Here is a 12,284-nt window from a genome sequence, read left to right as displayed (position 1 = left end):
TACATGCCCCTCATCGACATCCAGGACCTCAAGGTGAGCTTCAGCCAATATGGCGGGCGTGTCGATGCGGTTTGCGGCGTCAGCTTCTCGCTCGAGGCGGGCGAAAGTCTCGGCATTGTCGGGGAATCGGGCTCCGGCAAATCGGTGAGCTGCAGCGCCCTGCTCCGGCTCCTGCCGGCCACCGCCGATATCTCCGCGGCCCGGCTCGAACTGGATGGCATCGATGTGACGCGGGCCGGCAAGGAAGACCTGGCGCGCCTCAGGGGCCGGGCCGCCGCGATGATCTTTCAGGACCCGATGACCGCCTTCGATCCGGTCTTCACCATCGGCCACCAGATTGCCGAAACCATCATTTCCCATCGCCGGGTCAGCAAGCGCGAAGCGCTCGCAGAAGCCGAAAACCTGCTGCTCCGTGTCGAGATCAAGAATGCCGCCGACATCCTCGGCTACTATCCGCATCAATTGTCCGGCGGCATGTTGCAGCGCGCCATGATCGCCATGGCCCTGTCCTGCCGCCCTAAAGTGCTGATCGCCGATGAACCGACAACGGCGCTCGATGTCACTATCCAGGCGCAGATTCTCCAGCTCATCAAGAACGTTCAGGCCGAGTTCGGCATGGCTCTTGTCATGATCACCCATGATCTCGGCGTGATCGCCGAGACGGTCGACCGGGTGCTGGTCATGTATGGCGGCGAGGTGATGGAAGAGGGCCCGGTGCAGCAGATTTTCGACGCGCCGAAACACGACTACACCAAGGCGCTCCTCGCCAGCCTGCATTCGCGTTTCGAGCCCTCCCGGGACAGCGACGCCACATTGGCGCCGGCGCTCGAATTGCGCGGCCTTGCCAAGTCCTACCGTGTTCGCAAGCGCTCTGGCCTGTTCAACACCTATGGTGACTTCCAGGCGGTCCGCGCCGTCGACATCGTCCTGCCGCGCAACAAGATTGTCGCCATTGTTGGGGAATCCGGTTCGGGCAAGACCACAACCGGCATGATGGCAATGCGCCTGACCGAGCCGACAGCCGGGCAGATCCTGGTCGATGGCACCGACATTTCAGGCCTCGGCCCCGCCGACCTCAAGTCGTTTCGCCGCCATATGCAGATCGTCTTCCAGGACAGCTATTCCGCCCTCGACCCCATGATGACGCTGGCCGAAATCATTGCCGAGCCCCTGCATGTGCACGGCCTTGGCAGCAAACGCGAGCAGACGGAAAAGGCCCTGGACTGGCTGGAACGCGTGGGCATGCCCCGCAATTTCGGCTCACGCTATTCGCACGAGCTTTCGGGCGGGCAGCGCCAGCGCGTCGCCATTGCCCGCGCGCTGATCCTGGAGCCCTCGGTGCTCGTCGCCGACGAGCCGACATCGGCCCTCGATGTGACCGTAAAGGCCCAGGTCATTGGGCTGCTCAAGAAACTGCAGGCCGAGATGGGGTTGTCCATCCTGTTCATCAGCCACGACCTGTCGACGGTCAAATCGCTGACGGACACAGTGGTGGTCATGTATCGCGGCCGGGTGGTTGAGGAAGCCCCTACGGAACGCATTTTCTCGGATCCGCAGCATCCCTATACGCGTGCTCTGCTCGATGCCATTCCGGCGACCAATCCCCGCGACAGGCGCGAGCGCCGGTTTCTCGGCGCCGCAGAAATTGAGGCAGCAACGCCGCGCTACACCGTCATCCAGACGGGCGCCGCGCCCAACGCCACCCCACAACTGGTGACTATCGCGCCGGGCCACCGGGTCGAAGCCGTGGTGACGACATGAGGGAGGTCGAGATGCAGGTCCCCATTCCACCGGCCCACCCCTCTCCCCTTGAGGGAGAGGGACAGAAAATCCGCGTCCAGCGGATTTTCAGGGTGAGGGGTGCTGCGCCCGCCCATGCCGAGCACAACGGAAGAGACCCCTCATCCGCCCCTTCGGGGCACCTTCTCCCTCAAGGGGAGAAGGGGAGCGCAGTGCTTCTGGCAGCCTGGAAGGAATGCACATGATCCTTTACATCCTGCGCCGCCTCGTCTCGGTTGCCGTCACCTTCATTGTCGTGTCGCTGATCATCTTCTTCATGATGCACGCCATTCCCGGCGGTCCGTTCGACGCCAATGACATGCCGGTGTCCGAAGCGGTGCGCGCCAAACTCATGGCGCAGCTTGGGCTCGACCAGCCCCTGCATGTGCAATATTTCCGCTATATGTGGGGCGTGCTGCATTTCGACTTCGGCGTACCCTATCAGAGCCCGGGTGAAACCGTGGTCCAGCTTCTGTCCCGTGCCTGGGTGCCGAGCCTGGTGCTGGGGGGGCTCGGTGTCGTCATCGGGGCGCCGCTGGGCATCCTGCTGGGCATGGCAGCGGCACTCAATTGCAACAGCTGGATCGACTACCTGGCCTCGACCCTGGCGACACTCGGCCTGACCATCCCCGTCTTTGTCAGCTCGATGCTGCTGATCCTGGTCTTTGCGGTCTGGCTGCAATGGCTTCCGGCCAGCGGCTGGGGCAAGCCGGAACGCTGGATTTTGCCGATCACCGCCTATGCGCTGATCCCGCTGGCGACCTATGCCCGCTACACGCGCTCGGCCATGCTCGACACACTCAACCGCCCCTTCGTCACCGTCCTGCGGGCCAAGGGGCTGAGCGAGCGCCGGATCGTCTTCGAACATGTCCTGCGCAATTCGGCGATCCCGCTGGTCACGGTCTTCCTGCCCATGTTCATCGGCACGGCCACCGGTTCGATTTTTGTTGAAGCCATGTTCCGCGTCCCCGGCCTCGGCGCCTATTTCGTCTCCTCCATCGAGAACCGGGATTATCCGCTCGAAATGGCGCTGATGCTGATGATTACCTTCATGTACTGCATCGCCTATCTGCTCAGCGACATCGTCTATGCCCTGATCAATCCCCGTATTCGCGTCGGAGGCGGACAATGAGCGTCGAAACCGTTGCTACGCAGCCCTATCGCCAGCGCAGCCCCCTGTGGTTCGCCATGCGCCGCTTCAGCGGCAACAAGGCTGCCATCCTGGCCGGCATCGTTCTCGCCATCCTGATCCTGATGGCGCTCCTGGCGCCCTGGATCACGCCCGTGCCGCCCGAGGCGCAATTGTTCCTGACGGAAAGCCTCGCCTTCCCCTCCGCACAACACTGGTTCGGCGTGGACGGGCTGGGCCGGGATTTCTTTACCCGTATCGTCTATGGCGCCCGCGTTTCGCTCACCATCGGCTTTGCCGCTGCCGTGTTCAGTGTCATCATCGGTATTCCGCTTGGTGCCCTGGCGGGCTATTTCGGCGGCAAGACCGACTGGGTCATCATGCGCGTGATCGAACTGTTCTCGGTGGTGCCACCACTTCTGGCGGCCATGCTGCTCGGTGCCCTCACGCGTGGCGGCTATTTCACCATCATCCTGATCGCGGCGCTGTTCGGCTGGGTCCAGGTCTGCCTATTGGTCCGCGCCCAGGTCAAAGCCGTGCGGGAAAAGGAGTTCGTGCGTGCCGCCAAGGCGCTCGGCGCCTCGCCCTGGTACATCATCCGCCGCCATCTCATTCCCAATTCAATCTCCCCGATCATTGTCGGTTTCGTCCTCGCCATTCCCCTGGCGATGATGCTCGAGGCCAGCCTCAGTTTTCTCGGCATCGGCGTGCCGCCACCGACCCCCACCTGGGGCCAGATGATCAATGAGGGCATCAATTTCATGTTCTTCTACTGGCACATGGCCGTGTTCCCCACCGCCGCGCTTGCCATCACGGTCCTGGCGACGACGCTGTTCGGGGACGGCCTGCGCGATGCCCTCGATCCGACCCTGAAAGGCCGATAAACGGTGTCCGACAATCTTGCACACCACTTCCTGTTGCGTGACGACGTGGTGTTTCTCAACCACGGCTCCTTCGGCGCCTGCCCCCGGCCGGTCTTTGCGGCCTATCAGGGCTGGCAGCTCGAACTGGAGCGCGAGCCGGTCGAGTTTCTGGGCCGGCGGCTCCATGACTTACTGCGCGTGCCGCGCCAGGCATTGGCGGCCGAGCTTGGCTGCGGATCAGAAGATATTGTCGGGGTCCTCAATGCCACCACCGGCCTCAACATCGTGGCGCAATCGCTCGACCTCAAGCCGGGCGACCAGATCCTGACGACCGATCACGAATATTCGGCGCTCGAAAAGACCTGGGCCTATGTTTGCCAGAAGACCGGCGCAGAAATCGTGGTGATCGAGGTGCCGTTGCCGCTCACCAGCGAAGCCGCCTTTACCGGGGCGATCGTCGCGGGCATGACGGAGCGGACGAAGGTTTTGTTCCTCAGCCATATCACCTCGCCGACTGCCCTGCTCTTTCCCATCGCGGCCAGCATAGCCGAGGCCAGGAAACGCGGCATTGTCAGTGTCATCGACGGCGCCCACACGCCGGGCCATATCCGGCTCGACCTGGATAGCCTCGGCGCGGACTACTATTCGGGCAATTGCCACAAGTGGATGATGGCGCCCAAGGGTTCGGCTTTCCTCCATGCCCGGCCGGAAATGCAGGGACGGCTCAACCCCCTGGTGATCAGCCATGGCTGGACGGCACAATCCAGACTACCGGATGCGCGCGGCGCCTTCGGCAATTCGCCGTTCATCGACGAAATCGAAATCCAGGGCACGCGCGACCCGGCCCCCTGGCTGACCGTGCCGGACGCCCTGGCCTTCCGGGAAGAACAGGACTGGTGGGCCATTTCCGATCATTGCCGGCACCTGGCGCAGGCGACGGCGCGGCGCATGGCCGCTCTGACCGGCCTCGCCCCGCTCAGCAGCCCGGAATTTTCAGCACCACAGATGGTGGCCATGCCCATTCCCGAATGCGACACGGCCGAAATTCACCGGCGTTTGTTCGATGATTATGGCATCGAAATCCCGGTGTTTCGCTGGCGGGATACCTGCATCGCCCGGCTGTCCGTACAGGGTTACAATTCGGCGCCGCAGATGGACCGCCTGGTCGCGGCCCTGTCCGAATTGCTGAAGCTGGAGGTGCCGGCCCGGCTGGCACAAGGCTGACAAATCGCCCGGGATGTGGTGTGAGTGAACCGCAGCCGCATCGGAGGAGCCGCACATCGTGACGCAGAACGCCGCATTGAGCTTTCTCGAACCACTGGAAAGCCGATCCCGCAATGTTGCGGTGCTGGACGCGCTGGCCGAGATGGTCGAGCGCGCCGGGCTGCGCACGGGCGACCGCCTGCCCCCCGAAGTGTCTCTCGCGGCCTCGCTGGGCGTCGGCCGTTCGACCATAAGGGAAGCGCTCAATCGCTGGGAAGGCCTGGGCATCATCCGCAGGCGGCGCGGTGACGGCACCTATCTTGCCGCCCGCGTGCAGACCTCGCGCGGTCTGGTGCCCACCATGGTGCGGCTCGAAGGCGAAGCCCTGCTCCGATTGATCGAAATCCGTCGCACGCTCGAAACCGACGTGGTGCGCAAGGCCACGCTCAAGGCCAGCCAGCGGCAGCGCGAGGACATTTCCCGCCTGTGCACGCTTCTCTTGGTCGAGGTGGATGCGGGGCGGCCGTGGCGCAAGGCCGATCACGCCTTTCACCAGGCCATCTGCGATGCCACCGGCAATCCCATGTATGGCCAGTTGCTGCTCAATCTCGATCACGCGCTGGAACGGGGCGGCACTTCGCCGTTTTCTGCCGACGCATTCGGGCTGGCCTCCTTCCCCATCCACCGCGAACTCGCCGATGCTATCCTCGCGGCCGACGTGGATCAGGCGCTCGATGCCATCAATCGCCTGCTCGACACGGTGGAAAAGGAAGTGTCCGAGATCATCGCCGGCCGCCGCAAGGACGGCTAGCGGTCACACGCACATGCTGGCAAAGGTCACCGGCAGGAAGACCAGGACCGCGGCAGCGAGCGCAGCCATATTGGCCCATCGCCCGATCTGATGCAGCGCCGGCACTGCTTCCGCGCGCGTGGCCGGCCAGCGCAGCACGACCACATGCGCGGCGATGAAGGCCAGGTAGAGGCCGATGAGAACGGGGCGATGCGCCATGCCCCAGTCATAGGCGCAGCCAAGCGCCTGGACGCCGTAGAGCAGGACGAAGGCAAGGCTCCACAGGACAAAGCCGGCAACAAGTCGAATGAGGCTATGGCGATCTGCCTGCGTCATGCGCCCAGTCCCCCAAGCAGCAGGGTCAGCCCCAGCGCCAGAACCGCCACCAGCGCCGCATAGCCATTCCACAGCCCGGCGACGATCACCTCGGTCTGCCGGCGCGCCGAGACATAGCCCTGGGCCAACCGCCAGGCTGCAAAGCCGGCCAGCAATCCCGCGAGCCCGCTATGGAGCGCCGCATAGGCCAGGACAACGAAGAGTACGGCTTCGCGCGCATGGGCCGTGGGATCGGGAACCATTACCAGGCTTGCGATGAGCAGCGCCATACCGATCGCCTGCAGGCCCGCTGTCGCGAGGAGCACCGCCCCCGGTTCACCGCCGGCAGCATTGCGCGTCTGTGCCAGTCGGGCCAGGCCCGCGCCGAAAACCACTGCGACAAGTGCGCCGACCCTTGGCCAGAGGGGTAGATCAACCTGCATCACGCCCTGCCAATTGGGCGCAACCACCAAAAGGAAGAGCCCACCGAACAACAGGGACGCAAAGAGGGTCCCATTCATCGCCAAAGCCGCGCGACTGGCGAGAATGGTGACGCTGCCGGTCACCTCGCGATCAAGAGGCACCGCTGCGCCCATGCCGATATCGACCGGCCCGCGATCCTTCTTTCCACCCAGGCTGGCGGGCCAGGACAGAAACAGCGCCAGGGTGAGCAGCGCCCCGAATGGGGCGAGCCAGTAGAGCCGGAACAACAGGGCCAGAAAAAAGCTCGCAGTTGCGAGTGCCGTCCACAGCGGCAGGTAGGTGCGCTGCGGCAGGATGATGAGGTGTTCGACCTCGCCCGAGACCATGTCGACGCCCAGCGTTTCCTGTTCGCCGTTGCGGGCAAAGCCGAGATAGCCCTCGCCACCGGCCAGGCGCCCGCCTATTGGCCCCGGCTGCAATTGATCGGCCCGCGCCTCGATGCGGGGCAGGGACGCAAAGGTGTAACTGGGCGGCGGGGTTGCGGTTGCCCATTCGAGTGTCGCGGCGGCCCAGGGATCGCGGCGGAACCAGCGCCCGAAACGGAATTGCAGGACGATGTCGATCAAGACCAGCGCAAAGCCCATGGTGAGAACGAACCCTCCCACCGATGACAAGAGGTTGAGCCAGTCCCAACCCCAGTTGGACGGATAGGTCGAGATGCGACGCGGCATACCCATCAGACCGGTCAGATGCATGAGGAAGAAGGTGAGGTTGAAGCCAACAAGGATCAGCCAGAAGGCCGGGACCGACAGGCGATAGAGGCTCTGCCGCCCGGTCACATGCGGCAACCAGTAGTAGATGGCGGCGAGCATGGGGAAGACGAAGCCGCCGACCAGCACATAGTGCAGATGCGCTACGACGAAATAGCTGTCATGGGCCTGGCTGTTGAACGGCACCATGGCGAGCATGACCCCGGTCAGCCCGCCCATGACGAAGACGATGAAGAAGCCCAGCACATAGAGCATGGGAATGTCCCAACGCGGCCGGCCCGAGGCCAGCGTGCCGATCCAGGCAAAAATCTGGACCGCCGTAGGCACGGCAACCAGAGCGCTGGCCGCCGAAAAGAAGGCCAGCGCCAGATGCGGGATGCCCACCGTGAACATGTGGTGTACCCAAAGCCCGAAGCTGAGAAAGGCCATGGCGACAATCGCGGCGATCAGGGCGCGATAGCCCAGGATCGGTCTTTGCGCGAAGACGGGAATGATGGTCGAGAGGGCCCCCGCCGCGGGCAGGAAGATGATGTAAACTTCCGGATGCCCGAAGAGCCAGAACAGGTGCTGCCAGAGTAGCGGGTCGCCGCCGCGGGTCGGATCGAAGAAGGGCAGGCCGAAGGCCCGTTCCATTTCCAGAAGGATCGATCCCAGGATCAACGGCGGAAAGCCGATGATCATCATGCCTGAGGTCACCAGCATGTACCAGGCAAAGAGCGGCATGCGCGTCAGCGCCATGCCGGGCGCCCGCATCTTGAGAATGGAGACAAAGAGCTCGACCGCTGCAGTAACGGCGGAAATCTCGACGAATGTTATGCCCAGGAGCCAGACATCGGCATTGATCCCGGGCGTATAGGGGCGCGAACTCAATGGCGTGTACATGAACCAGCCGCCATTGGGCGCCACGCCGGCCAACATGGCGATGATGAGAATGGAGCCACCGAACAGGTAGCACCAGAAGCCATAGGCCGTGAGGCGCGGAAAGGCCATGTCCCGGGCACCCAGCATCTTGGGCAGCATGTAGATGGCAAAGCCCTCGAACATGGGAATGGCGAAGAGGAACATCATCACCGTGCCATGCATGGTGAAAATCTGATTGTAGATTTCCGGGCCGACAAAGGCGCTGCCGGGGGTCGCCAGCTGCGCCCGGATCAGCATGGAGAGCAGGCCGCCAATGGTGAAGAACACCAGCGCCAGGACCATGAAGCGCTTGCCCAGAACCGTGTGATTGACGCTTGAGAGCCGCCCGATACCCGATGGTGTGCGCCAGATGGCGTCGAGGGCCTTGTGCAGGGCAATGGGAGAGGGCCGCGCGGTCATGGCACCCGCCCTGCCAGCATGGCCTCGAAGGCTTCGGGCGCATGGGCCTCCACGCGGAAGAACATCGTATCGTGGCCCTCCCCGCAATATTCGGCACATTGTCCCCAATAGACCCCGGGCTCATCCGCCTCGAGGCGAATGACATTGGTGTGGCCGGGGATGGCGTCGATCTTGCCGCCGAGGCGTGGGACCCAGAAGGAATGAATGACGTCTTTGGCCGTGACCACGATATCCACCGGCTGGCCGGCCGGCAGATGCAGGACCGGTTCGGGGATCGTGACCCCGTTTGGATAGGTGAAGGACCAGGTCCAGCGGCTCGCCTCAGCCTCGAGGCGCAGAGGCGCCTCGCCCCGGGGCAGCAATTGCTCGCCCAGGACGAGGGCCGTGCCGGTCAGCAGCACCAGCACAGGGATGGGCAGCACTAGGCCACCACCGATGATCCACTGCGCAGGGGTGATCCGCGACACCCATCCGGTCCGGAGATAGGCCAGCCCGAACAGCACCATGACCAGCCCGAACAGAACCACCGAACCCCAGAACATCACCCACCAGAGCATCGCCAGGTTCGCCGCTCTTGGCCCGGCCGGATCAAGGGTGGATAGTTCACCGGTGCAACCGGCCAGCAGCAGCGGCGTTGCACAGAGTGCAATTGATCTGAGCCGGGGGAAAAGGCGATGAGCGATAGTCCGCGCGATTCCGAAGAAAGCGAAATCCGCGACGAGGAAACGCCGCCCGAGGCCCGTACCAACCATCCCAATCCGGCGATCCGCGAGGTCGCCAGCAAGGATATCGGTTCCGCCGTTGCGGTGGCCGGGCATCCCATCCACGCCATGCTGGTGCATTTCCCGATCGCCTTCGTCATCGCAACACTGGGCGTCGACATCTTCTACTGGTGGACGGCAGACCCGTTCTGGGTATCGGTGGGACAGTGGTCGGCCGGGGCGGCTTTCGTCTTCGGCGTGCTTGCGGCCATCATCGGCACGCTGGAACTGCTGGCGGTACCCGGCATCCGGGTGCGCGTGGCCAGCTGGAACCACGCCATTGCCGCCATGGTGCTGCTGGCGATCACCGCCTGCAATGCCGGCCTGCGCATCTCTTGGCCGGAAACCGTCCTGCCCAGCGGGCTGATGCTGTCGGTCCTGGCCAGCATGGCCACGGCTTTTGCCGGCTGGCATGGCGGGAAACTGGTGTTCGATCACGGCGTCGGCCTCATCATTTCCCCACGCCAATGAGTGGACCGATCAGCTGCGAAAGCGCGCCGGGCGCGAACAGATCGGCCAGTGGCTGCGGCCATTCCATGCGCGGCTTACCCAGAACCAGCACCAGGATCGCCGCGATGGTGAAAATCGTCAGCGGCATGACGAGACCCAACCGCCAGGCCGGATAGGATCGCCCGGGCTCAAACAGGCGCAGGATGACGAGGCCGGAAAAGATATGGAGGCCAGTCATCACCGAGACGCCCACCAGCTTGGCCGAGAACCAGTTCTCATAAGTGCCCATGGCGATGATCAGGGCCGTGCCGCTTCCGATGGCGATGAAGGCGGCGGGAGACACCAGCGCCACATAGAGCATGCGCGTAAACGCATGCAGCCGGTGCAACGGCGCACCCTCCAGCCCCCGGCGCTGCGCATAGAGGATCGGCAGGGCGAGGAGGCCTGCGGACCACAGGGCTATGCCGGCAATATGGACAATCTTCACCCAGGCGATCAGGAAGGCCCAGCTCATTCGGCCACCATCCGATCCGGCCTGAGCGCGGCCATCAGCCTGTGGAGCACCAAGGCCAATAGCGGCAGGTTGGCCGGCACCCACATGATCAGCCCACCCAATTGCTGGTCATCGAGCGGCGACAGGCCGAAGCCCAGGGTCGTCGCGATATGCGGCAGATAAAGCGGCTGTGGAGCAAAGACCAGCAAAGCCCCCAAAAGGCCCATCTGAATGGCACTGGCCAGCGCCGCCACGCCGGCGGCCAGCGGTGATCGTGCCCGCAGCAGACCCAGCCACAACCATGTGAAGGACGCGAGCAGGCTGGCCTGCATCGCCCAGTAGAGGGCCGGATGGCTGAAGGCCATGGCATAGGGGTCCGGCGCATGCCAGAACCACAGAGCCATGGTGGATACCGACAGCGGCAAGAGCAGCGGTACGGATCGGCCCCAGCGGCTGGGCAGGGCATAAGCAAGAAGCGGCGCCACCACCATGGTCAGGAGAGCATGATGGGTGACACGCGCCGAAAACAGGGCCACCGTCAGCGCGCAAAGGGGCGATACGAAAACCACCAGTGCCGCGCCCCAGGCCGCGACAAAGGCCATGCGGCGTTGCGGGTTCTGTCCGCGCAGCAGGGCCCACCCCAGCACCCCGGCCAGGGCCAGCGCGGCAAGCAGGACGGGATCGAAATTCCACCGGCCCAGAAGAGTGTCCGGAACCGGCGGGGAGCCGCAATAACTCATGTCGAAGGAAAAGGCTGACGCTGGGTCCATTTCCATTCCAGGCTAGAGACACGTGATGCTTTCTGACGGCATCCTCTGCAATTCGGCGGCGATCAGGACGCGGGCGCTACCGATCTTGCCCTCAGCTTCGCCCGCGGGCAGCACTCAGGCAACGAAATAGTCCGCGGTCGGGCCAGGCCTTCCCAAAGCCATCTGATGTGCAACGCCGCCGCGCGGCCACGGTTCCACCGCCCTGACCCTACCTGGAAACGCCGGAATTACGGACGATTGGCCTGTGGCGCAGGTCGCAGAGCGACCCAGGCGGAACGGGGTGGGGCAATGGGCGTTGAATCGGCATCGAAGCGACCCGCAGGAATTGTCATGCCCGCCACCCGTCCGATCTGGAAAGGCCAGCTGCGCCTCTCGCTGGTGTCCATCCCCGTCGAAATGTTCAGCGCCGCCCGCACCAGCGCCAAGCCCAGCTTCCGGCAGATCCACGAGCCAACCGGCAAGCCGATCCACTATGAAAAAGTGGTAGCCGGCGTCGGCCCCGTGGACAAGGACGAGATCATCAAGGGGTTCGAGTATGAGAAGGGCGACTATGTGCTGCTCACCGACGATGAGATCGACGCGGTCAAGCTCGAAACGCGCAAGACGCTGGAGCTGACCCAGTTCGTCGGCGCCTGCGAGATCGACCCCATCTATTACGACAAGTCCTATTTCGTCGTGCCCACCGATGAATTGGCCGAAGACGCTTTCCGCGTCATTCGCGACGCTTTGCGCAAGACTGAAAAGGTGGGCCTCGGCCAATTGTCGATGCGCGGCAAGGAATACCTGGCCGCCATCAAGCCCAGCGGCACCGGGCTGATGCTCGAAACGCTGCACTATGAGGATGAGATCCGAAAGGCGGACCCGTTTTTCAGCCAGATTTCCAACAAGAAGGCGGAAGCCGACCTTCTGGACGTGGCCACGGCCCTGATCGAAAAGAAGACCGCGCCGTTCGATGCCAGTGCCTTCAAGGATCACTACCAGACGGCCCTGCGCGAGTTGATCGGCCGCAAGATGAAGGCCAAGGGTCGCAAGATCACCGCAAAGGATGATCCGGCGCCGGAGCGCCCGAGCGGATCGAATGTGGTCGATCTCATGGCGGCGCTCAAGGAGAGCCTCGAGGGCGGCAAGACGTCATCCCGGAAGGCAAGTCCGGCCAAACCGGCAGCCAAAAAGCCTGCGCAAAAAACATCCAGCACCAGCCGGAAGAAGGCTGGCTAA

The 12,284-nt window shown here is 63.8% G+C and carries 12 protein-coding genes; 7 read left to right on the top strand and 5 right to left on the bottom strand.

Annotated elements, in window-relative coordinates; translation table 11 throughout:
- The first annotated feature begins 3 nt into the window (after positions 1 to 3).
- The 5 genes from KIT02_RS14175 to KIT02_RS14155 all read left to right on the top strand — a co-directional run bounded on the left by KIT02_RS14175 (position 4) and on the right by KIT02_RS14155 (position 5,785).
- Positions 4 to 1,761, top strand: a complete 1,758-nt coding sequence (locus KIT02_RS14175; RefSeq protein WP_297578848.1) for an ABC transporter ATP-binding protein — start codon at positions 4 to 6, stop codon at positions 1,759 to 1,761.
- Between the two features lie 220 nt (positions 1,762 to 1,981).
- Positions 1,982 to 2,911 (top strand): ABC transporter permease, encoded by a 930-nt coding sequence (locus tag KIT02_RS14170; protein ID WP_297578844.1) that lies wholly within the window; start codon positions 1,982 to 1,984, stop codon positions 2,909 to 2,911.
- Entirely contained in the window at positions 2,908 to 3,792 is an 885-nt protein-coding gene (locus KIT02_RS14165; protein WP_297578841.1) for an ABC transporter permease, read from the top strand. The genes KIT02_RS14170 and KIT02_RS14165 overlap by 4 nt, the downstream gene beginning before the upstream one ends.
- 3 nt (positions 3,793 to 3,795) lie before the next feature.
- A complete protein-coding gene (locus tag KIT02_RS14160; RefSeq protein ID WP_297578838.1) occupies positions 3,796 to 4,995 on the top strand; it encodes an aminotransferase class V-fold PLP-dependent enzyme in 1,200 nt (399 codons plus the stop codon).
- A 58-nt stretch (positions 4,996 to 5,053) separates the two neighbouring features.
- Positions 5,054 to 5,785: an FCD domain-containing protein gene (locus KIT02_RS14155; RefSeq protein WP_297578835.1), complete on the top strand. Its 732-nt coding sequence runs from the start codon at positions 5,054 to 5,056 to the stop codon at positions 5,783 to 5,785.
- Between the two features lie 3 nt (positions 5,786 to 5,788).
- Here KIT02_RS14155 and KIT02_RS14150 read toward each other — a convergent pair whose 3' ends face one another.
- Genes KIT02_RS14150 through coxB form a run of 3 tightly spaced genes read right to left on the bottom strand, consistent with a single transcriptional unit; the run spans position 5,789 to position 9,215 of the window.
- The gene (locus KIT02_RS14150) at positions 5,789 to 6,100 is read right to left on the bottom strand and encodes a hypothetical protein (protein WP_297578823.1); all 312 of its coding nucleotides are present in this window, start codon (positions 6,098 to 6,100) and stop codon (positions 5,789 to 5,791) included.
- Complete coding sequence (gene ctaD / locus KIT02_RS14145) at positions 6,097 to 8,592, bottom strand: cytochrome c oxidase subunit I (protein ID WP_297578820.1); 2,496 nt, start codon at positions 8,590 to 8,592, stop codon at positions 6,097 to 6,099. Before ctaD ends, KIT02_RS14150 begins: the two co-directional genes overlap by 4 nt.
- Positions 8,589 to 9,215 (bottom strand): cytochrome c oxidase subunit II, encoded by a 627-nt coding sequence (coxB, locus tag KIT02_RS14140; protein WP_366520606.1) that lies wholly within the window; start codon positions 9,213 to 9,215, stop codon positions 8,589 to 8,591. The genes ctaD and coxB overlap by 4 nt, the downstream gene beginning before the upstream one ends.
- Before the next feature lie 51 nt (positions 9,216 to 9,266).
- Here coxB and KIT02_RS14135 point away from each other — a divergent pair, with 51 nt between their 5' ends.
- Complete coding sequence (locus tag KIT02_RS14135; protein WP_297578817.1) at positions 9,267 to 9,824, top strand: DUF2231 domain-containing protein; 558 nt, start codon at positions 9,267 to 9,269, stop codon at positions 9,822 to 9,824.
- Here the strand turns inward: KIT02_RS14135 and KIT02_RS14130 are convergent.
- On the bottom strand, positions 9,805 to 10,317 hold the full coding sequence (locus KIT02_RS14130) for a CopD family protein (protein ID WP_297578814.1): 513 nt from the start codon (positions 10,315 to 10,317) through the stop codon (positions 9,805 to 9,807). The genes KIT02_RS14135 and KIT02_RS14130 overlap by 20 nt on opposite strands.
- Positions 10,314 to 11,066, bottom strand: a complete 753-nt coding sequence (locus tag KIT02_RS14125) for a cytochrome c oxidase assembly protein (RefSeq protein WP_297578811.1) — start codon at positions 11,064 to 11,066, stop codon at positions 10,314 to 10,316. The genes KIT02_RS14130 and KIT02_RS14125 overlap by 4 nt, the downstream gene beginning before the upstream one ends.
- 330 nt (positions 11,067 to 11,396) lie before the next feature.
- On the opposite strand from KIT02_RS14125, the gene KIT02_RS14120 reads away from it, so the two are divergent.
- On the top strand, positions 11,397 to 12,284 hold the full coding sequence (locus KIT02_RS14120) for a Ku protein (protein WP_297578808.1): 888 nt from the start codon (positions 11,397 to 11,399) through the stop codon (positions 12,282 to 12,284).

Origin of the sequence: Devosia sp. (genome assembly GCF_025809055.1) — a bacterium.
Classification (GTDB): domain Bacteria; phylum Pseudomonadota; class Alphaproteobacteria; order Rhizobiales; family Devosiaceae; genus Devosia.
This window is presented reverse-complemented; position numbering and strand designations above follow the sequence as displayed.

Bases quoted from the DNA above. Each gene is read 5' to 3' on its own strand.
- KIT02_RS14165 (WP_297578841.1), top strand. From the start codon at position 2,908: ATGAGCGTCGAAACCGTTGCTACGCAGCCCTATCGCCAGCGCAGCCCC.
- KIT02_RS14175 (WP_297578848.1), top strand. From the start codon at position 4: ATGCCCCTCATCGACATCCAGGACCTCAAGGTGAGCTTCAGCCAATAT.
- KIT02_RS14125 (WP_297578811.1), bottom strand. From the start codon at position 11,066: ATGGACCCAGCGTCAGCCTTTTCCTTCGACATGAGTTATTGCGGCTCC.
- KIT02_RS14120 (WP_297578808.1), top strand. From the start codon at position 11,397: ATGCCCGCCACCCGTCCGATCTGGAAAGGCCAGCTGCGCCTCTCGCTG.
- ctaD (WP_297578820.1), bottom strand. From the start codon at position 8,592: ATGACCGCGCGGCCCTCTCCCATTGCCCTGCACAAGGCCCTCGACGCC.
- KIT02_RS14170 (WP_297578844.1), top strand. From the start codon at position 1,982: ATGATCCTTTACATCCTGCGCCGCCTCGTCTCGGTTGCCGTCACCTTC.
- KIT02_RS14150 (WP_297578823.1), bottom strand. From the start codon at position 6,100: ATGACGCAGGCAGATCGCCATAGCCTCATTCGACTTGTTGCCGGCTTT.
- KIT02_RS14135 (WP_297578817.1), top strand. From the start codon at position 9,267: ATGAGCGATAGTCCGCGCGATTCCGAAGAAAGCGAAATCCGCGACGAG.
- KIT02_RS14130 (WP_297578814.1), bottom strand. From the start codon at position 10,317: ATGAGCTGGGCCTTCCTGATCGCCTGGGTGAAGATTGTCCATATTGCC.